This window comes from Galliscardovia ingluviei, from assembly GCF_014635685.1.
Classification (GTDB): domain Bacteria; phylum Actinomycetota; class Actinomycetes; order Actinomycetales; family Bifidobacteriaceae; genus Galliscardovia; species Galliscardovia ingluviei.
Window position 1 is genome coordinate 40,697 of sequence record NZ_BMDH01000001.1, and the last position, 26,739, is coordinate 67,435.

The following is a 26,739-nucleotide window of genomic DNA, read 5'->3' on the forward strand; positions in this document are numbered from 1 at the left end:
ATGGCAAAAGACGGTGTGATCGAAGTAGAAGGAATCGTAGTCGAAGCATTGCCAAATGCAATGTTTCGAGTAGAACTTGAGAATAAGCATATTGTACTGGCAACTATTTCCGGTAAAATGCGCAAGAACTACATTAAGATTCTTCCACAAGATCGCGTTGTTTTGGAAATGAGCCCTTACGATTTGAATCGCGGCAGAATTACATACCGCTACAAGTAAAAGGAAAACCATGAAGGTCAGCCCAAGTGTGAAGAAGATCTGCGACAAGTGCCGCGTGATCCGTCGACACGGCCGCGTCATGGTGATCTGCGAAAACCCACGCCATAAGCAGCGTCAGGGCTAGTACAGACCGCCAGCGGCATGCAAGACGCTAAATCACAGCGTGCGCACCACCATATGCGGCGTTGAACCCCAGGTTCGGAGGCCTGGGCCCACAAGGGAGATTTGGCGTACGACCTCCGATGAATAGAAGGAAATCGAGAATGGCACGTCTTGCCGGAGTCGACATCCCTAATGAGAAGCGCATTGAGATTGCACTCACCTATATTTACGGTGTAGGACGCACTCGTGCAAAGGAAACACTCGATGCAACTGGTATCAATCCAGATACCCGTGTAAAGGACCTTACCGATGATCAGCTGATTACATTGCGTGATTATCTGGAAGGTAATTACAAGATCGAGGGTGATCTGCGCCGCGAGGTTGAAGCAGATATTCGTCGTAAGATCCAAATTAACTGCTATCAGGGTATTCGTCACCGTCGTCACCTCCCAGTGCGCGGTCAGCGTACCAAGACTAACGCACGTACTCGCAAGGGTCCAAAGCGTACCGTAGCAGGAAAGAAGAAGGCATAAGGCCACCTAGAATTCTTCTAGGGTAAACCGTTCAAACTTTAGAAATGAGGATCCATGGCAGCTGCGAAGCAGGCCGCGCGCAAGCCACGTCGTAGGGACCGCAAGTCGGTACCTGCTGGCCAGGCGCATATTAAGTCCACTTTCAATAACACTATTATTTCTATCACCGACCCATCAGGCGCAGTGCTCTCTTGGGCATCCGGTGGTGACGTTGGCTTCAAGGGCTCCCGTAAGTCCACTCCTTACGCTGCAGGCATGGCTGCAGAAGCTGCTGCGCGTAAGGCAATGGAACACGGCGTCAAGAAGGTTGACGTTTTTGTTAAGGGTCCAGGTTCTGGTCGTGAAACCGCAATCCGTTCCCTCCAGTCTGCAGGTCTTGAAGTTGGTTCTATTACCGACGTAACCCCACAGGCACATAACGGCGTACGTCCTCCAAAGCGTCGTCGCGTCTGATTCTAGAAGCACTAATAGAACTAGTTATCCAACCCGCAAGAACCGGCGAGTGCACGGTCGGTTCGAGCTGAAAGGATTGTCAACGTGCTTATTGCACAGCGTCCGACTTTGACTGAGGAAGTATTGAATCCTCAGCGTTCCCGCTTCACCATCGAGCCGCTCGAACCTGGATTCGGCTATACACTCGGTAACTCATTACGCCGTACTCTGTTAAGCTCTATTCCAGGTGCCGCAGTGACCAGTGTGCGAATTTCTGGCGCCCTGCATGAGTTCACCACTTTGCCAGGTGTTAAGGAAGATGTTACAGAAATTCTTCTTAACATTAAAGGTATTGTGCTGACTAGTGAATATGACGAGCCAGTAGTGATGTATCTTCGCAAGAATGGTGAAGGTGAAGCTACTGCTGGTGATATTACACCTCCAGCAGGTGTAACCATTGCTAACCCAGATTTGCATCTTGCAACTTTGGCTGAAGATGGTGAACTAGAAATCGAATTTACTGTAGAACGTGGCCGTGGTTATGTTCCATCAGTAATGAACAAACAGGATACCGACGAAATTGGTCGTATTGCAGTAGATTCTATCTACTCTCCAGTACTCAAGGTGAGCTACAAGGTTGAAGCTACTCGTGTTGAGCAGCGCACCGACTTTGATCGTCTCATTGTTGATGTAGAGACCAAGCCAGCAATCTCGCCACGTGATGCCGTAGCATCTGCAGGTTCTACTTTGGTAGAACTATTCGGTCTCTTCCGTGAACTTAATGTTCAGGCAGAGGGTGTCGAGGTTGGTCCTGTCCCTGTAGTTGAAGAGCAGAATCCAGAAATGGCTGTGCCAATTGAGGATTTGAATCTTACTCAGCGTAGCTACAATTGCTTAAAGCGTGAAGGTATTCACACTATTGGTGAACTTGTAGCCCATACTGAGCAGGACTTGCTCGATATTCGCAATTTTGGTCAAAAGTCTATTGATGAAGTTAAGGAGAAGCTCGAATCTATGGGCTTATCCCTTAAGGCTTCACCATTAGGTCTTGATACTATTAATCTCGAAGGGGGCACATTCTTCTCGCCAGAAGATGAATAATCTTTAGCGGCAAGAATGCTCTTCGAATCCGTTTTCCGCGCTTTGGATGTTTGGGCTCATGCCCTCCCAAAGTGCGGAATCCTCAAGGAGAAAACATGCCACAACCAAAGAAGGGCCCACGTCTGGCATCAAGCCCAGCGCATGAGCGCCTGATGTTAGCCAATATGGCTACAAGCCTTTTCCAGAATGGTCGTATTACCACTACTTTGCCAAAGGCAAAGCGTTTGCGCCCATTGGCAGAGCGTTTAATCACTTTCGCTAAGCGTGGTGATTTGCACTCCCGCCGTCGCGTTATGCGCGTAATCCGCAACAAGCATGTTGTTCATGTGCTGTTTACTGAAATTGCCAGCATGATGGAACAGCGTGAAGGCGGCTATACTCGAATTGTTAAGATTGCTCCACGTCGTGGTGACAATACTCCAATGGCAATTATCGAGCTAGTAACCGAGCCAGTCAGCGCTAAGCAGGCTACTGTTAAGGAAGCAGAAGCTGCTGCAAAGGTAGCTGCCGACAAGGAAGCTGAAGAGATGGCAGCTGCAACTGATGCTGCTATCGTTGAAGGCGCTGCAGCAGACGCTGTAGAGCAGGCAGTAGAAGCATCCGAAGGCGAAGCTGCAGAAGCTGATAAGGCTGCTGAGGATCTTAACGCTGAAGCTGTTGCTGCTGATGCTGCAGAAGCACAAGCTGAAGAAGATGCTGATGTAGCTGAGGAAGCTGCTGAGGCAGAAGCTAATTAAGCGTATTCACTGTATCTAATGCAGTGTAAGTTAAGGCGTCACTGGTGTGGCGCCTTTTCTCTTACTACCGGTACTTCACCATCAGGTATTTCGGGATACGCGATCCAGTATTTTGACATGTGCAACCAGATGCCATTAATGTGTACATGGTATTGACTGAAACTGGTTTGTGCTGATAGATAACTGTATATAGAGCATTGGTGCAGTATGAGGTACTCGTTGTGAGTTCCGAGTAGTAGTTGTTTTAACGGTTGTAGTAGTTGTATTAGCAGTTGTAGTTGTAGCACACGTTCATTTGCAAGGTGGACAACATGAGACTTCGCATTGACTTAGCCTATGATGGCACTGATTTTTATGGATGGGCACGTCAGCCAGACCGCAGAACAGTTCAGGGAGAACTGGAACGTGCTCTGGCACTAGTGTTGCACCTACATAAATGGCCAGGGATACTAGCTCAATTTCGCGTTACCGTTGCAGGGCGAACAGATACGGGAGTTCATGCGCAACATCAAGTATGTCATGTTGATATTCCAGATACTATTGTGCAATCGTGTGTTGGTCATATGTCCTATGAAGCACCTGTAGCGTTAGAGCGCAGACTACGGCATGTGGTTCCAGAAGATATCGTTATTCATCGCGTGAGCCAGGCACCTGAGGGTTTTGATGCACGGTTTTCGGCTTGTGAACGTACCTATGTATATCGGGTATGTGATCGAGGAGTGGATGCTGATCCACGAATGCGCCATGCTGTGCTGCAACTTGATTATGAACTGGACGTTCAAGCAATGAATGAGGCGGCTACGTATGTTGCTGGCTTACGAGATTTTGGATCATTCGCGACGCCGAATCCAGGTGGTACGACTATTCGCGAAGTAAAGTATGCAAGTTGGCAGCGTGTACATACGTCCGCATTACTGCCAAAGCCTACCTCAGTACATGCAGGCAATGTTGCAAGTAATGTTACGGGTTTCCAGCCTCGTTTTGAAACTCCGCATATGGAGTCTGGATTACTGTGTTTTACTATCGTAGCTGACGCATTTGCCCATAATATGGTGCGTTCATTGGTACAGGCAACTCTTGCAATTGGGCGTGGGCGGCGTGATGTAGCGTGGTTTATAGATAAGCTGGAACATCCGCGTAGGGAGGGTGATACTGGACCGGCTCCGGCGCGTGGATTGACCTTAGAATATGTGTCATACCCAGCAGATGATGAATTAGCTACTAGGGCACAGGCAATTAGAGCTAAGCGCACATTACCTGAGGTGGAGTCAGACTGAGGAGTAAGACTGAGTTGGGGCAGACTGATGCTGGACAAAGGCGGAATCTGAGCTTCAACATAAGACACTACCTGAGTTGGATCATGCGGTGTGAATGAAGTATGCACAAGTTGTTACCGCGTTCTGAGTTTTGGGAAAGTACAGTACGACATACCTTTGCAAAACTTGCATGTTGAGCCCGCGTGTGCCATACTATGAAAGTTGCGAAGACCTGTGTATATCGCGCTTCGCGAATGGATAAGTGTCCGAGCGGTCGAAGGAGCACGCCTCGAAAGCGTGTGAGGGCGACCCCCTCCGCGAGTTCGAATCTCGCCTTATCCGCTTTTAGGGTTCCAGATAATTGGTGTATTTGGAACCCTTTTCTATTGTCATTCATTATTTCTAGGCTTGAAACTATCTGGGCTAAAAACTAGAGACTCATCATACAACACTACTTATAGTCATGTAGACTATAAGTGATATACTCTTCGATAAGAGGTGCACGTGCAAGATTTACACTATAGTCACAGCAATGCCAATATCAGCGAGCGGCAGATGCTACCCCCTGATGTTGTTGTGCGATTAGTTGTATTGCAATGGAAGCCAACGCCACAATCGGATGAAATACTCGCGTATTGCGCGTTACATCATATTCAAGCCATGAGTATGACGCAGGCAAAGCATGAATGGCAACTGCCATGGGGGTCACTGCATGCTATGCACACTCTTGATTATTGTGCGTTTGAGCGCTTGCGTACAATAACAGACCAACCGATTTTGTATTGGTCACAAGTCGCAACCGTAGGCGAATATTCCTACTCAAAAGGTGGGAAGTCTACGTTATCTATTGAGTATATTATTTGGGTATCGTCACAGGAGAACACATCAGTATTACCACACAACACCATTCCTGATTCACTAGATCAATCTTCGTGCGTATGGCTGCCATTGGAGCAACTTCCTGCACTCAGTGCGCATGATAAACAGCTTATGCAGTATGCGCAGCAACATTTGGCGCAACGTTCACTTGATATTCGTGTATTAGCAGCACTGATTGGACAAGAGTTTACGTTGCAGCAACTCTATACTGTTGCTCAATTGCTCAGGCATGAGCATATGGATCTGGCAAATTTCAGGCGAGCAGCACTTGCTTCTGGGCAGCTTGAACCGACCGGCGAAACGCGCAAAGTTGGTCGGCATAGACCAGCAGCAGTATATCGACTCAAACCAGAGCAAAGCTCTTATGGCTCTGACCAGCTATCTATGCAGGAGCTTCTTGCATCATTGCAGCGTCAATACGAAGCACATAGCCAAGAATTAGCGGATATGGATAGTTCAAGCAATATGAAGCGTGCAGGCAATAGTGCGCTTGCATCGCTGATACCACAACGGCATCAATAGTGTTTGACAACGCCTTATCGGCAAGATACGTTTTCTTGGCAAGCAATACTGAGTGGTCGGTGTAATTGTTGCCTTGTCGGTAACACTGTCTTGTCGGTGAGATATATCGCGTAATTGGCCGGTTGCTGTAAATTACTGTCAGTGCTGTTGGTAGGGTATTGGTATGGTGTGTGCTGTTAGTCAACAGTGTGCGAATCGATGTCTCCTAGTGAACTTTACTGTATCTATATAGTGAAAGATGCACATGAGTCACAGTACACAGTTAACACAAATCGAGCGCCTTGAACGACTCAGTTTCAACGCTATGCACAAGAAACTCCTTATCGCCTGCGGTATTGGCTGGGCGTTAGATGCAATGGATGTTGGGTTAGTTTCTTATGTCGTAGCAGCAATTGCCGCAGATAAACATTTTGCTCTTACCATGCAAGAGAAATCATGGGTGCTGTCTATTGGTTTTGTCGGTATGGCAATTGGTGCAGCACTCGGAGGTGCGCTTGCTGACCGATATGGTAGAAAAACCATGATTACCTATTCGCTTGCATTGTTTGGGTGTGCGAATATCGCTATGGCATTGTCATGGAATTTGCCGATGCTCCTAGTATCCAGGCTGGTTATTGGTCTCGGATTAGGTGCTGAGCTGCCAGTTGCATCAACATTAGTGAGTGAATACGCGCCACGTAAACTTCGCGGTCGACTTACCGTGTTGCTTGAGTCATTCTGGGCAGTAGGTTGGATTATTGCTGCGCTTATTGGCGCTATTATTATTCCTGCAACCGGTGATTGGGGTTGGCGTATTGCCTTGTGTTTTGGCGCTATACCAGTGGTGTATGCAGTTATTTTGCGCATGCATATTCCGGAGTCAGTACGTTTTTTGCAGGCAAAAGGTAAAGTTGAACAGGCAGAGCAAGCAGTTACTGAGTTTGAGCTTGCCTCTGGTATTCATACTGATGAAGCGGTAAAAAGTTTTGCAAGTGATCCGTTGCCGAAAGTTCATATTCGTGCTTTATTTGGCAACCGTTTAGCATTGCGTACTGTGGTGATTACGGTAATTTGGATTATGATTAACTTCGCCTATTATGGCGCATTCTCTTGGCTGCCGTCGCTGTTAGCTGATCAGTTTGGCAATCTGCAGCACACTTTGTGGTACACCGTAGTTATGAGTTTGGCTCAGCTTCCAGGGTATTTGTTGGCAGCTTGGCTGGTTGAAAAAATTGGTCGTAAACCAACGATGATTACGTTCTTGGTAGCTGCAACTATTTTCACCTTGGCGTTTGCGCATGCACAGTCGGTAGCACAAGTACTTTGCTTTGGTATGCTGATGTCGGCTGCTCACTTGGGTGCATGGGGTGTGCTCTATGCTATTACTCCAGAATTATTCCCAACACGTTTGCGTGCTGCGGGAGCTGGTTTTGCGGCATCAATGGGTAGAATTGCAGCAATTTGCGCGCCATTGAGTGTACCGGTGTTGCTTGGTATGGCTAATGGCGGTAAGTCGCTCACCTTTATCTGCTTTGCTTTGGCGTTTGCATTGGCAACTTGCGCGAGTTTCTTACTGCCAGAAATGGCTAATAGTGAGCTTGCTGAGTAGTGTAATTAGTAGCCAATAGAGTTTTAATACTTGGCAATACACGCAAAGCTAAGTCAATACACGCAAAGCTACGCTGCCAAAAGTTGCTCAGGTTGTAATGGATATCCCCACTGGAATGCTGTTACAGCCTGAGCAAGTAGCGCATCTAGCCAAGATTGAGGGAATTCCTGCCCTTGCTCACTTGCTGATGGCAGTGATTGGATAGATTGCAGCACACCATGCATTTCAAGTAATGCAGGCAGCGTGGTGCGCAGTCCTGTTTGAGGATCAGTAAGATATGGTGATGACTGCTCTTGAGTGTTATCAAGTACCATTTGTACGTTATACACTCCAGAGCGAGGATCTTGTGCTATTGCAGATTGCTTGGTGCTATCTGCTGATTTGTCGGCTGAGTTGGCTGACTGTGCTGCAACAGTTTGATTATCACCTACTAGTGTTTGCGCATTACGGGTATGAATTTGAGCTTGTGTAGCAATAGATTGCTGGTTAAGTGTTTGTGCAGTTGGATACTGTGCATAATTGGTGGTGTTGTTTTGTGTAAGTGCATACAGCGATGTGTGCTCAAAGCGGGCAGCAATAATAGTCAGGGCATAGCCAGTTTGATCTTGCGCGAGAATGAAGTTTTGTGAAGCAACTATTGGAGTAGCAGTATGTTGAGAATGAGAGGAACTGGCATACTCGGTTGCTGATAGTGAAGGCAATTGACTACTTGGCCATAACGTTTGCCATTGCACATGCATTTGGGCTTGCTGTGAAAGGCGCAATGCGAGTGTATCAAATGCAGCAGCTTGAAGTAGAGCTTCCCCTGTGCGTTCAGGGCATTGCATCATTGTGGCATGCCAACGATAGCTGGCAGCTCGTGCATGCAGCGCTTTCATTGATGAGGGTAATGCTTGATATGCAACAGCACTATGTTGTTCAGCATAAACAAGATTTTGGGCACATGTACTTGCTTGTTCAATAGGCTCTTGCTGGCCAACAATACTTGGCGCGGCCTGCGCTCGTTCAAGAAAAACTAGATGGGAAAACAGCAAAACACTGCACACTGCACACGCAATACATACTTTGAGCAATGCTACAAAAGCATGTCGATACCAGTGATGGCGTGTGCGGCGGAAATAAAGTGTCTGCATGAATCGTTACACTAATATCCGTTGCAGACCATTATGCTGAAATAGCCGAATTTCAGCAATAACTTCATATGGGAGGTCTTGAGCATGGAATTAGACTTGGCAGGAATGCAGAAACTCGCCGCTGAGCAGGGAATCGATGCTGAGACCCTGGATGCAGCATTATCTGAAGCGTTGCGCTTAGCATATTTGAAAACACCTCATGCTGCGAAACATGCGCGTATTGAACTTGATTCTCGTGCTGGCAGCTTTACAGTGTGGGCTCAGCGTGAAATTCCACAGCAGCCAACCGAGGATGATCCACATCCTGCGCCGCTATTGTCAGAAGAATATGACGATACACCAAAAGATTTTGGACGATTAGCTGCAGCAACTGCACGTCAGGTTATTACCCAGCTCTTCCGCCGTGCTGCCGATGATAAAGTGTTCGGCGCATTTTCCGGTCAAAAAGGCAAACTGATTACCGGCGTTATTCAGCAGGATTCCAAGGATCCGGGCAATATTCATGTTGCTGTAGGTGATGTTGAAGCTATTTTGCCTCGTCGTGAGCAGGTTCCAGGAGAACGGTTCCGCCATGGTGAGCGTGTGCGTGTATATGTGGTGAATGTGTCCCGAGGCTTGCGCGGTCCGGAAATTGTAGTGTCACGTTCACATCCTGAACTAGTGCGTCGCTTATTTGAGCGCGAAGTACCAGAGATTGCTGCTGGTGCTGTATCAATTATGTCGATTGCTCGTGAAGCTGGTGCACGAACCAAGATTGCTGTTCGTGCGAATACTCCAGGAGTAAATCCAAAGGGTGCGCTTATCGGTCCAGGTGGCTCTCGCGTGCGCGCTGTTATGGAAAATCTTGGTCAGGAAAAAATTGATATTGTAGATTATTCTACTGATCCAGCTCAGTTTGTTGCAGCAGCACTGTCTCCAGCACATACCACTAGCGTGCAAGTAGTCAGTGAGAAGAATAAAACAGCAATTGCATTTATTCATGATGATCAGCTCTCCCTTGCCATTGGCAAAGAGGGGCAGAATGCTCGCCTTGCTGCCAAGCTCACTGGGTGGAAAATTGGTATTGAGTCAGAAGAAACTCGCGCTCGCAAGGCAGCTGAAGCACAGGCTAACAACGATGCGCAAGTAGATTAAGAAGTGCAAGAGGAATCTGCTACTGAAGACTGAATCTTTTAGCATAGAGAGCCTATATAACATTTGATATGAGCACAGTGTTTCGGCGCTGTGCTCTTCTTGTATTTTGTTCGCGACACGCATAGAAGTGTATCCATGGCAATGAGTATGCTTAATGCGGTACAGATCCCGAGGGTGAACTATGCCCTCACGGAAACGCTCGAGGTAATAACAATGGTCGCACGATGAAACAGCACATGTACAACCAACGCATGGTAGCCATCAGTGATCAATAATCGCGCGTCATATATACGCGCGGTTGGGAATAGGAGAAATTGGTGCCCAAAGCACGTGTATATGAATTAGCCAAGATTTTTGGTGTAGATAGTAAAACAGTTCTCGACAAGCTCAAGGATATGGGAGAGTTTGTCAAATCAGCATCATCTACAGTTGAAGCACCTGTAGTACGTAAACTTAAGGCTCAATTCCAGCCTTCAACCGATTCTTCGCAAGCTAGTGCAGCACCAAAGTCATCAGAACGTGCTGCTAAGCCAGCTGCTCGTCCGAGTGCTCGTCCTAGCAGTGCACAGGCTCATAAGCCAGCACCTCATGCGCCAGCTGCACGTTCAGGCGGTGAGCACAGCGCATCTGTAACGAGTGAAACCGCAGCTGCTAAGCCAGCTGCACGCCCATCGGCACATGACAAGGCTGCACATGCCAATCCTGCTCATGCTGCTAAGCAAGCTGCTTCAGACGCAGTACAGAATGCTGCACGTCCACATGCTCCTCGTCCTGGTGCCCGTCCGGGGCAGGGTAGTGCTCAGCATGGCGCACATGGTGGATCACGCGGGGCTGCAAATCGTGCAGATACACGACATAATGCTACTCCTGCACCACGTCCTAGCGCTCGTGATGCTGCAGCTGCACATGGCACTCCAGCACGTTCCGGTCCACGACCTGGCAATAATCCATATAGCCGCAAGCAGGGTATGAGTGTGCCAACGCCAGGCGATATTCCTCGTCCTCACCCAATGTCTCGTCCAGGTCAGGGCGGCAATGGTAATGGTTCAGGTTCTGGTAATGGTCGCGGTCGCGGCGGACGTCCGGGACAAGGCGGCGGTAACGGTCGTGGTCGCGGCGGACGCGGAGCATCAGCAGCACAATCAGCACGTCCAGGACAGTGGGGACACGGTCGCGCAGGTCAAGGTGCATCTGCTGGTTCTAGCCGTTCTGGTGGTCGTTTCGGTGGTGCTCGTCCAGGCGCTACAGCAGCACAGCCAGCACCAAGTAATGGACCACAATCCTCAGGTCGTCCAGGTCGCGGTAATCGTGGCGGTGCAGCTGGCGCATTCGGTCGCCAGGGCAGCCGTTCCTCTAAAGCACGTAAGGCACGTCGCGCAAAGAGGCAAGAATTTGAAGAAATGAAAGCACCAGTTATCGGAGGCGTACGTATTCCTTCCGGTAACGGGCAAGTTATTAAGTTGCGTCAGGGTTCAAGCCTTGCTGATTTGGCAGAAAAAATTAATGTCAATCCAGCAGCTTTGGTAACTGTTCTCTTCCATCTTGGCGAAATGGCAACAGCTACGCAGTCCTTGGATGAGGCAACATTCCAGATTCTAGGCGAAGAAATCGGCTGGGATATTAAGATTGTTTCTGCAGAAGAAGAAGATAAAGAGCTGCTGCAACAATTTGATATCGATTTAGACGAGGAAGAACTGCAAGAAGATGAAGAGGATCTTGCGCCTCGTCCTCCAGTGGTTACCGTTATGGGTCACGTAGACCACGGTAAGACCCGACTGCTCGATACTATTCGTAAGACCAACGTAATTGCACGCGAAGCTGGTGGTATTACTCAGCGTATTGGTGCATATCAGATTGCTGTTGACTTGAATGGCGAGCACCGCAAGATTACCTTCTTGGATACTCCAGGTCACGAGGCATTTACTGCTATGCGTGCCCGTGGTGCTGAGCTTACTGATGTGGCTATTTTGGTAGTTGCAGCTGATGATGGCGTTATGCCTCAGACAGTAGAAGCTATTAACCATGCTCAGGCAGCGCATGTACCAATCGTGGTTGCAGTCAACAAGATTGATAAGGAAGGCGCAAACCCAGATAAGGTGCGTGGTCAGCTCACTGAGTTTGGCTTAGTTCCTGAAGAATACGGTGGCGACACCATGTTCGTTGATATCTCTGCAAAGCAGGGCACTCATGTGGACAAGCTGCTTGAAGCAGTATTGCTGACTGCAGATGCAACATTAGATTTGCGTGCTAACCCAGATAAGGACGCTCGCGGTGCAACCATCGAAGCTCGACTTGATAAAGGTCGTGGTGCTGTGGCTTCCGTACTGGTGCAACAGGGTACTTTGCATGTTGGCGATGCTATCGTTGCTGGTACATCGTATGGTCGCGTGCGTGCCATGCTTGATGAAAATGGTCAGTCAATGCAAGAAGCAACGCCGTCTACTCCAGTACAGGTACTTGGTCTTACTTCCGTACCAACAGCAGGTGATCTCTTCTTGGTGGCTCCTGATGATCGTACTGCGCGTCAAATTGCAGAAAAGCGTCAGGCTACAGAGCGTGCAGCACAGCTTGCCAAGAGGCGTAAGATTGTATCCTTGGAAAGCCTTAAGGAACAGTTCAAGAAGTCTGAAATTGACATGCTGAACATCATTATCAAGGGCGATTCCTCTGGTTCTGTGGAAGCTCTGGAAGACTCCTTGATGAAGATTGAAGTATCTGAAGAAGTCGGTATTCAGGTTATTCATCGTGGTGTTGGTGCTATTACCCAGAACGATGTCAATCTGGCAACTGTGGACAAGGCTGTTATTATCGGCTTTAATGTTCGTCCAAACCGTCAGGTTGCTGATTTGGCAGATCGTGAAGGCGTAGAAATCAAGTACTACTCCATCATCTACAAGGCTATTGAAGACGTTGAAGCCTCCTTGAAGGGTATGCTTAAGCCAGAGTTTGAAGAAGTGGTCACCTCTCATAGCGAGATTCGTGAAATCTTCCGCTCCTCCAAGTTCGGCAATATTGCTGGTGTACTCGTCCAGGATGGTACGGTTAAGCGTGGCACTAAAGCTCGTATTTTGCGCAATGGTGTAGCTACCGTGAATGACCTTGAGATTACTTCGTTACGTCGCTTCAAGGATGATGTCACTGAAGTGGCAGAAGGCTACGAAGCAGGTATTAACCTCGGCAACTTTAATGACATTCAAGAAGGCGATATTATTGAAACCTTCGAGATGCAGCAAGTTGAACGCAAGTAACCAGTAAGTAATTACTTTTAAGTTGCGGCCGCCTTTGACATTGCGCTTGGGCGGTCGCACGTATTTTGGAAGGGATAGCATGGCAAAAGGAACAAACCCACGCGCAGTACGTATTGCGGGACTTATTAAGCGCGTTATTGCGCAATCACTCGAATACACTCTGCATGATCCTCGTCTAGCAGGCGTCACTATTACTGACGTGCGCGTGACAAATGATATGCAGTTAGCGCGTGTATTTTGGACTCAACTTGGTGAAGCAGGCAAAGAGCAAGGGCAGCGTAAACGTGCAGCGCAAGCGTTAGCGCAATCTCGTGGTCGTTTGCGTTCACTAGTTGGACAAAAAGCAGGATTGCGATTAACTCCAGTACTGGAATTCAAATATGATGAAGTCCCAGGCGAAGCAACAGAAATTGAGGATATTCTCGCCGTGGCGTTAAAACGTGATCGTGATCTGGCGGCACAGCGTGAAGGTGCGCAGTATGCAGGGGATGCGGACCCATACAAGCATGATGATGAGCCGGAAGTAGCTGATTCAGAAGAAGCCGATTCGGAAGAAGCTGACGGGACAACAGCTGATGCTGATTTAGCAGAATTTGCCGAACCTGCACAATTCGATACTGCAACTGAACCTGAGGAAAATGAAGCGTAATGACATCACAAGAATCGCCATACCATGCTCTACTTTCAAGTGGCGTCATTGTAGTTGATAAGCCACAAGGTGTAACCAGCCATGATGTAGTAGCTGCCGCTCGAAAGTTGCTGCATACTCGAAAAGTTGGGCATGCGGGCACACTTGATCCTATGGCAACCGGTGTGCTCGTTATTGGTTTTGGTCAGGCGACAAGACTATTGAACTATATTGTTGGTCTTGATAAAACCTATGAGGCTACGATTCGTTTTGGTCAAGCAACGGACTCTGACGATGCAGATGGGCAATTGCTGGATGTAGATAGTCTACAAGCTCCGTGGGTTCTTCCGATCTCAGAGCGTGCAGATGTCGTGCGTAATATCACTGTGCCAATGTTGCAAGAGCTTATCAATCAGCACTTTATTGGTAATATCGAGCAGGTTCCTAATAGTTTTTCTGCGATTAAAGTGCATGGTAAACGTGCATACGATCTGGCTAGACAAGGCAAGGAAGTAGCTCTGCAGGCGCGTCCGATTACTATTAGTGATTTTACTGTACTCAGTGTAGGTGTTACACAAAGCCAAGGTAGAGATACCATTGTCGATGTGCGCGTGCGCGTAACATGCTCTGCTGGAACTTATATTCGAGCGCTGGCTAGAGACTTAGGGCAGCAGCTTGGTGTGGGCGCACACTTAGTAGCATTGCGTCGTACACGGGTAGGGCAATTCTGCGCTGACGATAAGCGAACGTTTGGGGCAAGCACAGCATCTCGTGAATATGTGGATAAATCTGGGCAAACACATACCAAGCAAGTCGTACATATTACGTGTACTGATGAACAATTGCAGCGCCACGTATTACCTCTCAAACAGGCGGTAGAACATGCATTGCCAGTGCTGACTGTGCAAGCTGCTCAAGCACAAGATTTGCGATTTGGCAGGGTGTTATTGCGTGCTGATATGGCTGAGCAACTGAACAATCCGCCGTATACGGAACATACATCAATGGTCAAGCACATGGATAATACGCAAGCTACAACTGCACATATTGCAGCAGCATGTACTTCGCAGGAACTTGTGGCCATAGTGCGCATAGGGCGCCGTCATATTCGCCCAGTTGCTGTTTTTGCTCACGAATAGCAAACTACAACGGTATAGCATGCGCATTCGAGCAAACCTAAACGAGTATGACATAACATACACGGCACTAGTACCACATGCTGAGTATACACGCTACAATATTAGCGAAAGCAACATCGATAACAGACTGTAGGGTAATTGCCAGATGGAGTGCATGCGAAAGGCTGCACCTGAAACCAAGGCAAGTAAGGCGGTGAATTCATGCAGGTCACGCATGTAACTCCTGATAATTCCGGCGAAGTGCAATGGCCAGATTTTGGCAAAGAGACACGAACAGTTATTGCTATCGGCAATTTTGATGGCGTACACCTGGGACACCAAGCTGTATTACAGCGAGCTCACGATATTGCACAACGTCATCATGCCCTATCAGTGGCTATATTATTTGACCCACGCCCCGCAGTAGTATTCCGATATGCTGCAGATCATCAAGGTCAGGAGCTTGCCCCAGATCAAACCTACGATGATTCCTATGCGCTAACTACTTTAGAACAGCGCCTTAATCTGATTGAGCAATGCGGCATTGATCACGCCATTATTGTGCGATATACGTTGGCATTTGGCAAACTGACCTATCAATATTTTTTGGGTGCGTTAGTTGGCAAACTTGGTATGCGCACTCTTGTGCTTGGCAAGGATGCATGCATTGGTAAGGATCGAGCTGGAACTGTGTCTGCTATTGATACCGTTGCTCAAGCCACGCGCACTTTTGAATTAGCAGTGGTAGACGATCGCGGTCCCGGTATTCAGCGCATTCCTACCAATCCAACCCCAGAAGCACAGCAGGCTTTTGCACGCCTTTTACTCCATCCTGAGCAAGTAACTAAAGCACAACGTCGAGCAATTACCAAACAGTACCCGAATACCACGGTGCGTACATGGAGTTCAACGTTTATCCGTTTTGCGCTCTCCTGTGGTGCAGTAGATGTTGCTGCATCGATTTTAGGTAGGCCGTATAGTGTGGATGGCACTGTTATTCATGGCAAGCAGCGCGGCAGAGATTTAGGTTTCCCAACAGCGAATTTAAGCACGCAGCTCAGCTCAGTAGTACCAGCAGATGGAGTGTATGCAGGATGGATTACTGATCTTGATACGCCTCAGCAGCCACGATACGCTGCAGCAATTTCTATTGGCACTAATCCTACATTTGCTCATGAAGACGGGCAAATAAGTCGCATTATTGAAGCTTATGCACTCACTGACACGTGGCTTGATCTTTATGATCATCATATTCGCGTGGAATTTGCGCAATATTTGAAACCAATGCTTACTTTTGATTCGGTTGACGAACTGGTTGCTGCTATGCAACAGTATGAGCAGCAGACTCGTATCATTACTGACCGGTATGCAGCACGATAGGTGAAGCGCGAATTGTGTTGTAGTGCAGTGTGTAGCGCAATGTAAAGAGGTATTATGCGTCAGCAACAAGCTCTTGACATCCTCAAATCTGGAGCATCAGTATTTCTTACCGGAGCTCCTGGTTCAGGCAAAACATACGTGCTTAACCAATTTGTGCAATGGGCGCGTATGCAAGGCTTGAGCGTGGCCATGACTGCCTCTACCGGTATTGCGGCAACGCATATTAACGGGCAAACTATTCACTCATTTTCTGGTATTGGTGTGCACACATGGCTGGCTGATACCACATTAAAAACTATTCGTCAGCGTAGGCGCAAAATAATTGCAAACACTGATGTGCTGGTTATTGATGAAGTATCGATGCTGCATGCTTGGGCTTTTGATTTAGTTGACACTGTTTGTCGCAAACTACGCCGTGATGAAAGACCTTTTGGCGGATTGCAAGTAGTGCTTTCTGGAGATTTTTTCCAACTACCACCAGTCAGTAATTCGAGACGCAATCAAGATCTGCTCGAACCAGATGAGGGGTTGTTGCAGGCGCGTGAGCCATATGCGCGCTATGGGCTTAATCCAGAAGGCTTTATTACCCAATCATTAGTATGGCAGCAACTGCGACCTACGATCTGCTATTTAGATGAGCAACATCGCCAAGATGATGGCAAACTTTTGCACGTGCTGACTGATATTCGCGCAGGTCGTGTAAGTGCCGCAGATCAGCAAGTAATGAATTCCCGATTAGGGCTTATGCCAGATGAGGATGAAGTAGCTGTCCATTTATTTCCTACCAATGCGCAGGCAGATAAACTCAATGCCATGCGTTTACAAGCAATAGCACATGATGAGCATGTTTTTGAACATACTCATGCAGGCAATAGTGCTATGGTGAAGCGGCTTTTGCAAACTATGCTTGCACCGTCAACGCTGGTGCTAAAAATTGGTGCAACGGTAATGGCATTACGCAATGACCAAGATAAGCAATACGTCAATGGTTCACTGGGTACAGTTATTGGTTTTACTCCTGAACGGCGTGGAGGCTGGCCAATTGTGGAATTTGCAAATGGCAATACTACAGTAGTGCGTCCAGCAGATTGGCAAATGCTCGATGGGCAAGAGGTAGTAGCCAGTGTCACCCAAGTGCCATTACGTTTGGCTTGGGGAATTACTATTCATAAATCGCAGGGTATGACGCTTGATCGCGCGGTAATGGATTTACGCAGGACTTTTACTCCCGGTATGGGGTATGTGGCATTGTCACGTGTAGAGCGGCTTTCTGGATTGTATATGCAGGGGATACATGCTCGCGCGTATGAGATTTCACAGGAGGCGTTTGACCTTGATACTGCTTTGCATGACGATGATGCACATGCACAACTCAAATTAGCGACATATGGTGCGAAAGCTTTTGCTCCTGCGCAGTACGGGCATATGGCAAATGGCGCGCAGCATAATGCTACGCAAGGTGTATTAACACAGGATGCGTTAACACAAGGTGCATTATTTGCAGCAGGATCACTTTTTGATGATGGTGCTGAAATTGCGTCTGAAGGCTCTGATAATACTGCCGATGCTGGTACTGATGCCGATGATGACGAGTTTGCGCTCGCAGACCCGTTCTAAAAAGTCGAGCACTGCATGAGTGCAGTAATAATTTGTATTGCATGTATGGTATGGCATTGCAGTAAAACTTAGAGAATTATGCGCTAACCTTTTATCATGGCAGTTGTCTCTTGACGTGTTTACTCTGTAATTCATGAGTTCTCATGTAATGCGTATGTCATCGCTGTTTGTTCGCACACTGCGCGATGACCCTGCTGATGCAGATGTTGATTCAGCAAAATTAATGATTCGTGCGGGTTATGTGCGTAAAGCTGCTCCAGGTATTTGGACATGGTTGCCATTGGGATGGCGCGTGTTGCAGCGTATTGAAGCAGTAATTCGTGAGGAAATGGATGCTATTGGTGCGCAGGAAGTACATTTTCCCGCATTGCTTCCACGTGAGCCTTATGAAGCTACACATCGCTGGGAAGAATATGGCGATAACTTATTCCGCTTAAAGGATCGTCATGATGCGGACTATTTATTAGCGCCAACACATGAAGAAATGTTTACCTTACTGGTCAAGGATATGTATTCTTCATACAAGGATTTGCCAGTAACGCTGTATCAGATTCAAACGAAATACCGTGACGAATTCCGTCCTCGTGCAGGCTTAGTGCGTGGTCGCGAGTTTGTGATGAAGGATGCGTACTCATTCTCTATTGATGAAGAGGGTATGCGCCAAGCATATGCAGATGAGCGCGCAGCATATGAGCGTATTTTCAAGCGATTGAATCTTGATTATGTGCCCGTATTTGCTATGTCTGGACCAATGGGTGGTTCTGCATCGGAAGAATTCTTAGCGCCAATGGCTATTGGTGAAGATACCTTCGTGCAAGCACCTTCCGGTAAGGCGTGGAATGTGGAAGCACTCACCACTCCTGCTCCTCAAGATATTGATTTCAGTAATACTCCTGCTGCTGAGCGTAAAGATACTCCAGATGCTGGCACTATTGATGGCATGATTGAGCAGGCAAATGCTCGATTTGCTCGTAGTGATGGCCGCTCTTGGCAGGGTAGCGACATTTTGAAGAATGTGGTTATTGCTGTAAAGCATGCTGAAGATGATGAGCATGATAAGCCATGGCGTGAGCTTGTGGTTGTTGGTATCCCTGGTGACCGTCAGCTTGATATGAAGCGTTTGGAAGCACAGTTTGCTCCAAGTGAGATTGAAGAAGCGACAGCTGATGATTTGAAAGCACATCCTGAGCTGGTAGTCGGCTATATTGGTCCAATGGTGCTCGGCCCTCAGGCTCGTCGTGAGGGAAGTGGTATTGCTCAGCCTTTGCGCTATTTTGTTGATGCGCATATTGCTCGAGGTTCAGCATGGTTTACTGGTGCTGATGAGCAGGATGTAGACTATATCAACTTGGTATATGGGCGTGATTTTGAAGCCGATGGCACGGTTGAGGCTGTTGTTGTGCGCGATGGTGATATGAGCCCGGATGGTTCTGGTGCGCTTACTATTCAGCGCGGTGTGGAAATTGGTCAGGTATTCCAGTTGGGATTGAAGTATTCCAAGGCACTGGATTTGAAGGTACTTGATGAGCATGGCAAAACTGTGCCCGTGTGGATGGGTTGCTATGGTATTGGTGTTTCCCGTGTATTGGCATGTATTGTGGAATCACATCATGATGACAAGGGTATTGCTTGGCCTGCAATTATTGCTCCAGCCCAAGTCCATGTGGTAGCAACTGGGCGCGATGCTAAGGCATTTGAGGTTGCTGAAGACCTTGTTAGTACTCTTGACGCGCAGGGTATTGAAGTTGTTTATGATGACCGTCCTAAGGTGTCTCCGGGCGTGAAGTTCAAGGATGCTGAACTTATTGGCGTGCCTCTGGTAGTTATTGCTGGTAGGGATACGGTCAATAATGGCACTATTGAAATTCGCAATCGTGATGGCTCGGATGTTGAAGTAGTTCCAGCTGAGCAGGCTGCGGCTCGTATTGCTGAGCGCACTCAAGCGCTGATGGAGCAGTAGTCATTCAGATTTTCGTATAACGCACCTTTTTGGATGAGTGAAGTTCCTCGAATCGTATTTGGTTCGAGGAACTTTTCTTTCGGTAGACTGGGTGTTGTACCGTAGCCTTAGTGTGAATGACTATCGCTGAAGATGGCTTACGTTCGTAAATGCTTTATGAGCGATTGTCTGAATTGAGGAGGAAGTTGTGGTTACTATTCAGGATGTTGCCAAGGAAGCTGGTGTTTCAAAAGCGACAGTTTCCTATGTGCTATCAGGTAGTAATGCTATCTCAGAACAGACAACAAAGCGTGTACAAAAGGCGATGAAAAAGCTAGGTTACTCTGTTAATCACACTGCCCGAGCACTTGCAACAGCGAAAACAAATACCATAGCAATTGTTGCGCCCTACCGTAGCGGTAATTTTTTCTCTCTTTCCCGTGGAGCCTATTTGTATGCCCTTTCAAATGCGGCTCGTAAATTCGGGTATGACACGCTGTTGCTCACTGGTGAGAATGATAGGCAGCTTATTGTGGATGCTGTTGAAGGAAGAAAAATAGCTGGGGCAATCTTGCTGGATATTGTTAATGATGATCCGCGTATTGCAACTGCTAAGCAGCTCAAGTTACCTGTTGTACTTCTGGGTAAAGCTGATAATACCCAAGGTTTGCCGTATGTAGATACTGATTTTGAATATGCAGCTGAAATGATGATACATCGCCTTGCTGCTTTTGGGCACAAAGAAGTTGTTCTTATTGGTTGGCCGCAGGAACAATATGATATTCAGATGAATTATGCAGTACGTTTTCTTCAAAAAGCTTTAGAGTGTGCTCAGTCCGTAGGTATTGTGTTAAGGGTTGTTTATGCAAATGATGAGACATTGGGGGCCTCTACTGAAATAACTGAGGCTTTATGCGGATACCCTCAAGCTACTGCTTTTATTATCCACAATGATGCTGCTGTTTTGGCTGCTCCGCAAGTTATGCAAGGATGCGGGCTCGCAGTGCCCGATGATATTTCAATAATTACGGTTGTTCCTGATCAGATTGCAACTGGCATGAAAATTCCATATACGTCTTTTTTTATCGATGTCAACGCTATTGTTGATACTGCTATGGATGTTTTAGTTCGCCAGATTCAGCAGCATAATACGGGAACTGAAACAATTTTGGTGAAGCCAAATTTTGCTGATTTAGGCTCGTTGTCACAGAAAAACTGAAGTTGTATTTGACTTTTTTCGATTCTATGTTAATCTTTATTTAACCGGTTCAATTGTTGGTGTTACAATGTTTTAATCGGTTAAATAGAACTCAATGAAGAGATTCTAATGGAGGATAGCATGAATAGTAAAGTCAAGCTGATCATTTCAGGTTCTCTTGCAAGTTGCCTAGTGCTTGCAATGGCTGGATGTGGAGGATCTACAAAAGCAGATGATAAGGTAATTCAGTTTTGGGATCCTTATCCTCAATATTCAGACGGTGATGCATGGGATACCTATGTAAAATCATGCGCTCCAGAAGGCTATACGATAAAGAGACAAGGAATGCCTCAAAATGACGTGCTCAATAATCTAACTACGTCGGTAAAAGAAGATAATGCGCCTGATGTAGTGCTGCTTGATAATCCATTTATGCCTACGGCAGTAGATGCTGGTCTTATTACAGATATTAAAGCCGCAGGAGTTGATACTAGTGGCTTTGACGAAAATATCGAAGGACCGGGTATTGTTGATGGCGTTCAATATGGATTAGCATTTGGGTCAAATGCGCTTGGATTGTATTACAATCCACAAATACTTGAAAAAGCTGGAGTAGACCCATCAAGTATTACAGATTGGGATAGCTTAAATACCGCTATTAAGCAAGTTGTAGATTCCGGTGCTAAGGGTATTACATTCTCCGGTATCACTGGCGAAGAAGGTGTTTTCCAATTCTTGCCGTGGTTCTGGGGCGCTGGGGCAAAATTGGATAAGCCAGATTCTCAAAGTGCACAAGAGGCTCAACAGTTGGTGTCAAATTGGGTCAAACAAGGATGGGCGCCAAAGTCTGTTGCTACGGATAATCAGTCAGCAGCATGGGATCTATTCCTTACAGGAGAATATGGATTTGCGGAAAACGGTTCTTGGCAAGCAGCTTCGGCAAAAGAAAAAGGATATAAAGTAATTCCTATTCCTGCGAAAAACGGCGGAGTAGCTCCAGTGCCTACTGGTGGAGAACTTGCGACGTTGCCACTGCATAAGACGAAACAAGAGACCAAGGTAAAGGCTGCAGCACAAGTAATTACTTGTATGACCAGTGATAAGAATTTGGCTAAGACGAACGAGACACTTGGATATCTTGCTGCAAAGAAATCTATTCGTGACAGCCAGGCAAAGGATAATGAACAATGGATGCCATGGATCGATTCAGTTGAATCTGCACAAGGTCGCACTACGGATGTTGGGCTTGAATATGAGCAGATTTCTGCCACTCTTTCAAAGAATCTTCAAACTGCACTCAATAGCTGAGTATTTATGAATTGATACGAATGCCACTGTGCGTACGCATTGTACTCACAGTGGCGCGAAGAGAGTTATTATGAAATCAATTGCACAACATACTCAACAGAGTACAGTAGCGCGAAAAAAGACAATCGCTGCTTTAGGATTTATTGCTCCACTTATCATTTATTTTATTGCCTTCTATGTGGCTCCACTCATTCAAAATATTTCTATGAGCCTACATCATTTTACTCGAAAGAGTTTTGTGACGGGTGAAGCACCATTCGTAGGGTTTGACATTTATAAGGAGTTGTTGAGTAATACTGAATTTTGGATCACGCTTCGGCAAACATTACTTTTTGTCGTATTATCCATTATTTTCCAATACTCAATTGGATTGCTTCTTGCTGTGTTTTTTAACCAAAATTTCAAACTATCGAATTTTTTACGTGGTCTATTTTTAGTGCCATGGCTATTGCCCCCGATGATTTCTGGTACTACCTGGCAGTGGATTATGGACGCGGATAATGGCATATTAAATAAATTGATTGTGGCTTTAGGTGGCAACCCTATTTGGTGGTTACAGTCTTCACATTCGATTTGGGCTGTAATTATTGCCAATATTTGGTTAGGTATACCGTTCAATCTGGTTATTTTGTATTCAGGCCTACAAAATATCAATAATGACCTATACGAGGCAGCATCATTAGATGGTTGTGGCCCTTGGAAACGTTTTTGGAATATTACATTTCCACTCCTCAAACCGGTAACACTTATTTGTTTGCTACTTGGTTTTGTATACACGCTAAAAACTGTAGATATTATTTGGATTATGACCCAAGGGTCAGGGACTTCTCAAACACTGGCAACATGGTCTTATGCGATGGCATTTGGTAAAGGACATTCTTCTACTATCCAATATTCACAAGCTTCAGCGGTTGGGACAATTTTGATTCTTATTGCGCTGGTATTTGCATGTGTATATCTTTGGGCACAACGTCAGGAGGAGCAATAATGAGACATCGTTCATCATGGTATAAAACTGTGATTGCTTGCGTGATAACTGCCATAATGTTATTCCCTGTGTACTGGATGATTAACATCTCATTCACTCAGCGACGTTCGATTCGGTCTGGCTCCATTATTCCTGTTGATTTCACCGTTGAGCACTATGAGGAAGTGTTATCAGATCAGCTGCCGTACTTGGGCACATCATTAGTTATTGCAATAAGCTGTGTTCTTGTTACGTTACTGATCGCGCTTCCTGCTTCATATGCCATTGGCATTTTGAACATTGGTGGAGTACGGTCAGTGAATTTCATTCTTGTATTGGCACAAATGATTCCTGCAGTCGTCATGGCGCTTGGGTTCTATCAAATTTTTAATAAACTTGGGATGCTAGATACTCTGCGGGGTCTTATATTAGCAGATTCAACAATTGCTGTGCCTTTTGCTGTGATGTTATTGACTTCATATATGGTCTCTATGCCGAAATCGCTCATTGAAGCTGCAGCAATTGACGGAGCTTCACATTGGTCTATTTTTACCAAAATTGTTATTCCGTTATCAAGAAATTCCATAGTTACAACGGCACTATTTGCCTTTTTGTGGGCTTGGTCAGACTTTATGTTTGCTTCAACACTCGACTCTGGTGGAGGTAAATTACGCCCAATCACCATGGGCATCTACGACTACATTGGTGCGCAAAACCAAGAATGGGGGCCGATGATGGCAACTGCGGTTGTTGCTTCAATACCAACGGCAGTGCTGTTAATTGTAGCTCAAAAATATGTTGCTGCAGGAGTAACTGCTGGAGCAATTAAAGATTAAGGATTGTGTTATGGCTTTTACTATAGATACTACTAATAATGTTATTGCTTGGACTGGCGGCGGAGAGTATGTACGCATTGAACCTTGGGGGGATAACAGTGTTCGTGTGCGTTCAAGGATGATGCATGAACCACAAGAAGGGATTGGCGCATTAGAACCTTGCAATATTGATGTAAGCCGAGTTGTTGTTGAATATAGCGAGGAGACACAAACTGCTATATTGCGTAATAATAATCTTATTGTTGAAGCTCGAGCCTCTGAAAAACACAATGATGCATCAGGATATAATACCAACCGCTGCGAGCTAACATTTAAAAAAGCAGATGGTACTGTGCTATTCAAAGAAATTGATGGTGGGGGTTCGTTACAGCTGAAAGCTCGAGACTATAAACATGTTAAAGGTGGAGGTCATGAGCTTACAGTTTCATTTGAAACGCCTGAACATGAGCATCTCTATGGTATGGGGGAATACCAGCAACCAGTAATGGACCTCAAGGGAAGTACATTTGAATTGGCGCATCGGAATTCGCAAAGTTCTGTGCCATTTGTAGTTTCATCACAAGGTTATGGTTTTTTGTGGAACAATCCTGCAATTGGAGATGCAACGTTTGCGAAAAATCGCACGTCGTGGCATGCAATGGTGAGCGAACAAATTGATTATTGGGTTACCTGTGGAGACTCGCCTTCGCAAATTATCAGTCAATATGCTGATGCGACAGGACACCCTCCGATGATGCCTGAATGGGGATTAGGTTTTTGGCAGTGTAAGTTACGGTATTGGAACCAGCAGCAGGTACTAGATGTAGCTGAGCAATTCCATAAGAGAAATATTCCTTTAGATGTACTTGTTGTGGACTTTTTCCACTGGCCGAAAATGGGTGATTATCGTTTTGAACCAGAATTCTGGCCCAATCCAGAACTCATGGCTCGACGATTACACGAACTTGGTATTAAGCTCATGGTTTCAGTGTGGCCACAAGTTTCTCTTGAATCTGAAAACTATGATGAGATGAGATCAAAAAATCTGCTGATAAAAGCTGAACAAGGTGAAGATTTTTCGATGATGTTCGAAGGTCCAAGCCAATATTACGATGCAACGAATCCAAGAGCACGACAGTTTGTTTGGGATTTGTGCAAACGAAATTATGTCAATAATGGTGTTGATGCGTTCTGGCTGGATGAGGCTGAGCCTGAATACGGTTCATATGACTTTGATAACTATAGGTATTATGCGGGTTCTAATTTGCAGATTGGTAACATTTACCCACGTGAATATAATCGAGGCTTCTATGAAGGGCAGATTGCTCTGGGGCGTGAAGGACAAATTGTTAATTTAACACGTTGTGCTTGGGCTGGTTCTCAGAGATATGCGTCATTGGTGTGGTCTGGCGATGTAGGATCAACATTTGCTGATTTACGAGCACAGATTACATGTGCTATTCATATGGGAATGGCTGGTATTCCGTGGTTTACGACAGATATGGGCGGTTTCCATGACGGAGATATTAATAGCGAACAATTTAGGGAACTGTTCTTACGGTGGGCGCAATTTTCTTGTTTCAGTCCTGTAATGCGTAACCATGGGGATCGAAGTGCGCTCGCTGCCGACGGGAGTATGAAGGAAACTATTACGACTGCAACGGGTGAGCATCGTTCTCCATCTGGAGCAGACAATGAGCCTTGGAGTATGGGTAAACAAGTCGAAGAAATTTTAGTGAAGTATATCCAACTACGTGAAAAACTTCGACCATATACTCGAGAATTATTTGAGCAGGCTCATAAGTCTGGTACGCCGCTTATTCGTGGTCTATTTTTTGAGTTTCCACATGATGAGGCTGCTGTAGATATCAGCGATGAATATATGTTTGGCCCAGATTTATTAGTAGCCCCAATAACTGAATATGCACTTCGTGAACGAGATGTTTATCTTCCGGGAGATAACAGTACTGTTTGGGTTGATCTGCATACTGGACGTTCATATGCTGGAGGTAGCACTGTGAGGGTTGATGCTCCATTAGATGTTATTCCAGTATTTGCAAGGAATAACCAGCACCATGATTTATTAGGATTGTAGAAAGTGTAGGTTTCAATGTGAAGATACCCCCGAACTGTGTATTAGCTCGGGGGTATATATTTGTCCACCAACGACAAAAAAGATGACTTTGCTGCTTGTCAAGCGCATAGTGGAAGTACCGAGTCCGGCGACCTGGATCATCGCAAGATCATGGATTCTTGTGGTGAACCATGGCTCCGCCGCGCACTAGGGCCAAAGTATGCGTTTTGGAAAGAAGATATTATGGCAACGTCTCAGGCAACTATCGTATTATCCGGCAATGTTGGCACTATACCAACTAGGTATGCTCAGGAAAGTGGCACGCCATGTATTAGTTTTCGCATGGCTTCCACTGGAGGATATTGGAATCGTGCTACGCAGCAGTGGCAAGAATTCCCAACCACTTGGGTGCGTGTAAAAGCATTTTGGTCACTCGCTACCAACGTATTGCAGTCACTGCACGTTGGAGAACCTATTGTAGTTTCTGGCACTTTAGTAAGTGAGCAGTGGCAAAAAGACGGTGTACAGCATTCTGGTTTGGTGATTTTGGCAGATACTATTGGTCATGATTTGAATCGCGGTGTATCAGTATTTACTAAGCGTGCCCAGCATGCCAGTAAAACAACAACTGCACAAGCAGTAGAGCAGTCGCCGTCAGCGTCCGCGCTCGATAGCAATGCATCAAGTAGTAGTGCTGAACATTCAGGTAGTGAAGAGCATGAAGAGCAGATAACACAAGCCGCAGCATCAGAATTTGACACCGCGGCTCATGATATCTAGCAGTACAGAGCGCATACTGCTAGAGTACAAA

Annotated in this window: 22 protein-coding genes, 1 tRNA gene and 2 pseudogenes; 24 read left to right on the top strand and 1 reads right to left on the bottom strand. The window is 46.3% G+C overall.

Annotated elements, in window-relative coordinates; translation table 11 throughout:
* The 10 genes from infA (at position 1) to IEU85_RS00275 (ending at position 7,369) form a co-directional block, all read left to right on the top strand.
* On the top strand, positions 1 to 219 hold the full coding sequence (infA, locus tag IEU85_RS00230) for a translation initiation factor IF-1 (protein WP_188354257.1): 219 nt from the start codon (positions 1 to 3) through the stop codon (positions 217 to 219).
* A 10-nt stretch (positions 220 to 229) separates the two neighbouring features.
* On the top strand, positions 230 to 343 hold the full coding sequence (rpmJ, locus tag IEU85_RS00235; protein ID WP_093959598.1) for a 50S ribosomal protein L36: 114 nt from the start codon (positions 230 to 232) through the stop codon (positions 341 to 343).
* Between the two features lie 139 nt (positions 344 to 482).
* Positions 483 to 854: a 30S ribosomal protein S13 gene (rpsM, locus tag IEU85_RS00240; RefSeq protein WP_188354258.1), complete on the top strand. Its 372-nt coding sequence runs from the start codon at positions 483 to 485 to the stop codon at positions 852 to 854.
* 54 nt (positions 855 to 908) lie between these two features.
* Positions 909 to 1,307 (top strand): 30S ribosomal protein S11, encoded by a 399-nt coding sequence (rpsK, locus tag IEU85_RS00245; RefSeq protein WP_188354259.1) that lies wholly within the window; start codon positions 909 to 911, stop codon positions 1,305 to 1,307.
* A gap of 84 nt (positions 1,308 to 1,391) precedes the next feature.
* Positions 1,392 to 2,387, top strand: a complete 996-nt coding sequence (locus IEU85_RS00250; RefSeq protein WP_188354260.1) for a DNA-directed RNA polymerase subunit alpha — start codon at positions 1,392 to 1,394, stop codon at positions 2,385 to 2,387.
* 95 nt (positions 2,388 to 2,482) lie between these two features.
* Complete coding sequence (rplQ, locus tag IEU85_RS00255; RefSeq protein ID WP_188354261.1) at positions 2,483 to 3,124, top strand: 50S ribosomal protein L17; 642 nt, start codon at positions 2,483 to 2,485, stop codon at positions 3,122 to 3,124.
* Positions 3,125 to 3,435: 311 nt separating this feature from the next.
* Positions 3,436 to 4,401, top strand: coding sequence for a tRNA pseudouridine synthase A (locus IEU85_RS00260; protein ID WP_188354262.1), 966 nt, complete (start codon positions 3,436 to 3,438; stop codon positions 4,399 to 4,401).
* A gap of 235 nt (positions 4,402 to 4,636) precedes the next feature.
* Positions 4,637 to 4,722 (top strand) — tRNA-Ser (locus IEU85_RS00265).
* A 162-nt stretch (positions 4,723 to 4,884) separates the two neighbouring features.
* Entirely contained in the window at positions 4,885 to 5,781 is an 897-nt protein-coding gene (locus IEU85_RS00270; protein WP_188354263.1) for an NrtR DNA-binding winged helix domain-containing protein, read from the top strand.
* Positions 5,782 to 6,025: 244 nt separating this feature from the next.
* Entirely contained in the window at positions 6,026 to 7,369 is a 1,344-nt protein-coding gene (locus tag IEU85_RS00275) for an MFS transporter (protein ID WP_188354264.1), read from the top strand.
* A 68-nt stretch (positions 7,370 to 7,437) separates the two neighbouring features.
* Here the strand turns inward: IEU85_RS00275 and IEU85_RS00280 are convergent, their stop codons facing one another.
* Entirely contained in the window at positions 7,438 to 8,502 is a 1,065-nt protein-coding gene (locus tag IEU85_RS00280; protein ID WP_188354265.1) for a hypothetical protein, read from the bottom strand.
* A gap of 84 nt (positions 8,503 to 8,586) precedes the next feature.
* Between IEU85_RS00280 and nusA the strand changes: the two genes are divergently transcribed.
* The 14 genes and pseudogenes from nusA (at position 8,587) to IEU85_RS00345 (ending at position 26,708) form a co-directional block, all read left to right on the top strand.
* Positions 8,587 to 9,636, top strand: coding sequence for a transcription termination factor NusA (nusA, locus tag IEU85_RS00285; RefSeq protein ID WP_188354266.1), 1,050 nt, complete (start codon positions 8,587 to 8,589; stop codon positions 9,634 to 9,636).
* Between the two features lie 317 nt (positions 9,637 to 9,953).
* A pseudogene (locus IEU85_RS08840) lies at positions 9,954 to 10,046 on the top strand (translation initiation factor IF-2 N-terminal domain-containing protein); the annotation flags it as partial.
* The gene (gene infB, locus IEU85_RS00290) at positions 10,032 to 12,884 is read left to right on the top strand and encodes a translation initiation factor IF-2 (protein WP_371866620.1); all 2,853 of its coding nucleotides are present in this window, start codon (positions 10,032 to 10,034) and stop codon (positions 12,882 to 12,884) included. The pseudogene IEU85_RS08840 and the gene infB, both read left to right, overlap by 15 nt.
* 79 nt (positions 12,885 to 12,963) lie before the next feature.
* Positions 12,964 to 13,533: a 30S ribosome-binding factor RbfA gene (gene rbfA / locus IEU85_RS00295; RefSeq protein ID WP_188354268.1), complete on the top strand. Its 570-nt coding sequence runs from the start codon at positions 12,964 to 12,966 to the stop codon at positions 13,531 to 13,533.
* Entirely contained in the window at positions 13,533 to 14,651 is a 1,119-nt protein-coding gene (gene truB / locus IEU85_RS00300; protein WP_188354269.1) for a tRNA pseudouridine(55) synthase TruB, read from the top strand. The genes rbfA and truB overlap by 1 nt, the downstream gene beginning before the upstream one ends.
* Before the next feature lie 201 nt (positions 14,652 to 14,852).
* On the top strand, positions 14,853 to 16,010 hold the full coding sequence (gene ribF, locus IEU85_RS00305) for a bifunctional riboflavin kinase/FMN adenylyltransferase (protein WP_188354270.1): 1,158 nt from the start codon (positions 14,853 to 14,855) through the stop codon (positions 16,008 to 16,010).
* Positions 16,011 to 16,064: 54 nt separating this feature from the next.
* Positions 16,065 to 17,510: pseudogene (locus tag IEU85_RS00310) on the top strand (PIF1 family DEAD/DEAH box helicase); the annotation flags it as partial.
* Between the two features lie 271 nt (positions 17,511 to 17,781).
* Complete coding sequence (locus IEU85_RS00315) at positions 17,782 to 19,587, top strand: proline--tRNA ligase (RefSeq protein ID WP_188354946.1); 1,806 nt, start codon at positions 17,782 to 17,784, stop codon at positions 19,585 to 19,587.
* Positions 19,588 to 19,774: 187 nt separating this feature from the next.
* A complete protein-coding gene (locus IEU85_RS00320) occupies positions 19,775 to 20,785 on the top strand; it encodes a LacI family DNA-binding transcriptional regulator (RefSeq protein WP_188354272.1) in 1,011 nt (336 codons plus the stop codon).
* A gap of 120 nt (positions 20,786 to 20,905) precedes the next feature.
* On the top strand, positions 20,906 to 22,072 hold the full coding sequence (locus tag IEU85_RS00325; protein WP_188354273.1) for an ABC transporter substrate-binding protein: 1,167 nt from the start codon (positions 20,906 to 20,908) through the stop codon (positions 22,070 to 22,072).
* 70 nt (positions 22,073 to 22,142) lie between these two features.
* Positions 22,143 to 23,060: a carbohydrate ABC transporter permease gene (locus IEU85_RS00330; RefSeq protein ID WP_188354274.1), complete on the top strand. Its 918-nt coding sequence runs from the start codon at positions 22,143 to 22,145 to the stop codon at positions 23,058 to 23,060.
* A complete protein-coding gene (locus tag IEU85_RS00335) occupies positions 23,060 to 23,875 on the top strand; it encodes a carbohydrate ABC transporter permease (protein WP_188354275.1) in 816 nt (271 codons plus the stop codon). The genes IEU85_RS00330 and IEU85_RS00335 overlap by 1 nt, the downstream gene beginning before the upstream one ends.
* A 10-nt stretch (positions 23,876 to 23,885) precedes the next feature.
* The gene (locus IEU85_RS00340) at positions 23,886 to 25,949 is read left to right on the top strand and encodes a glycoside hydrolase family 31 protein (RefSeq protein ID WP_188354276.1); all 2,064 of its coding nucleotides are present in this window, start codon (positions 23,886 to 23,888) and stop codon (positions 25,947 to 25,949) included.
* 150 nt (positions 25,950 to 26,099) lie between these two features.
* The gene (locus IEU85_RS00345) at positions 26,100 to 26,708 is read left to right on the top strand and encodes a single-stranded DNA-binding protein (protein WP_229714654.1); all 609 of its coding nucleotides are present in this window, start codon (positions 26,100 to 26,102) and stop codon (positions 26,706 to 26,708) included.
* Positions 26,709 to 26,739 lie beyond the last annotated feature (31 nt).

Excerpts from the sequence above, each read along its gene's own strand:
- infB (WP_371866620.1), top strand. The coding sequence starts at position 10,032 with ATGGGAGAGTTTGTCAAATCAGCATCATCTACAGTTGAAGCACCTGTA.
- infA (WP_188354257.1), top strand. The coding sequence starts at position 1 with ATGGCAAAAGACGGTGTGATCGAAGTAGAAGGAATCGTAGTCGAAGCA.
- rbfA (WP_188354268.1), top strand. The coding sequence starts at position 12,964 with ATGGCAAAAGGAACAAACCCACGCGCAGTACGTATTGCGGGACTTATT.
- IEU85_RS00280 (WP_188354265.1), bottom strand. The coding sequence starts at position 8,502 with ATGCAGACACTTTATTTCCGCCGCACACGCCATCACTGGTATCGACAT.
- ribF (WP_188354270.1), top strand. The coding sequence starts at position 14,853 with ATGCAGGTCACGCATGTAACTCCTGATAATTCCGGCGAAGTGCAATGG.
- rplQ (WP_188354261.1), top strand. The coding sequence starts at position 2,483 with ATGCCACAACCAAAGAAGGGCCCACGTCTGGCATCAAGCCCAGCGCAT.
- nusA (WP_188354266.1), top strand. The coding sequence starts at position 8,587 with ATGGAATTAGACTTGGCAGGAATGCAGAAACTCGCCGCTGAGCAGGGA.
- IEU85_RS00340 (WP_188354276.1), top strand. The coding sequence starts at position 23,886 with ATGGCTTTTACTATAGATACTACTAATAATGTTATTGCTTGGACTGGC.
- IEU85_RS00325 (WP_188354273.1), top strand. The coding sequence starts at position 20,906 with ATGAATAGTAAAGTCAAGCTGATCATTTCAGGTTCTCTTGCAAGTTGC.
- rpsK (WP_188354259.1), top strand. The coding sequence starts at position 909 with ATGGCAGCTGCGAAGCAGGCCGCGCGCAAGCCACGTCGTAGGGACCGC.
- rpmJ (WP_093959598.1), top strand. The coding sequence starts at position 230 with ATGAAGGTCAGCCCAAGTGTGAAGAAGATCTGCGACAAGTGCCGCGTG.
- IEU85_RS00315 (WP_188354946.1), top strand. The coding sequence starts at position 17,782 with ATGTCATCGCTGTTTGTTCGCACACTGCGCGATGACCCTGCTGATGCA.
- IEU85_RS00335 (WP_188354275.1), top strand. The coding sequence starts at position 23,060 with ATGAGACATCGTTCATCATGGTATAAAACTGTGATTGCTTGCGTGATA.
- IEU85_RS00345 (WP_229714654.1), top strand. The coding sequence starts at position 26,100 with ATGGATTCTTGTGGTGAACCATGGCTCCGCCGCGCACTAGGGCCAAAG.
- truB (WP_188354269.1), top strand. The coding sequence starts at position 13,533 with ATGACATCACAAGAATCGCCATACCATGCTCTACTTTCAAGTGGCGTC.
- IEU85_RS00260 (WP_188354262.1), top strand. The coding sequence starts at position 3,436 with ATGAGACTTCGCATTGACTTAGCCTATGATGGCACTGATTTTTATGGA.
- IEU85_RS00330 (WP_188354274.1), top strand. The coding sequence starts at position 22,143 with ATGAAATCAATTGCACAACATACTCAACAGAGTACAGTAGCGCGAAAA.
- IEU85_RS00275 (WP_188354264.1), top strand. The coding sequence starts at position 6,026 with ATGAGTCACAGTACACAGTTAACACAAATCGAGCGCCTTGAACGACTC.
- rpsM (WP_188354258.1), top strand. The coding sequence starts at position 483 with ATGGCACGTCTTGCCGGAGTCGACATCCCTAATGAGAAGCGCATTGAG.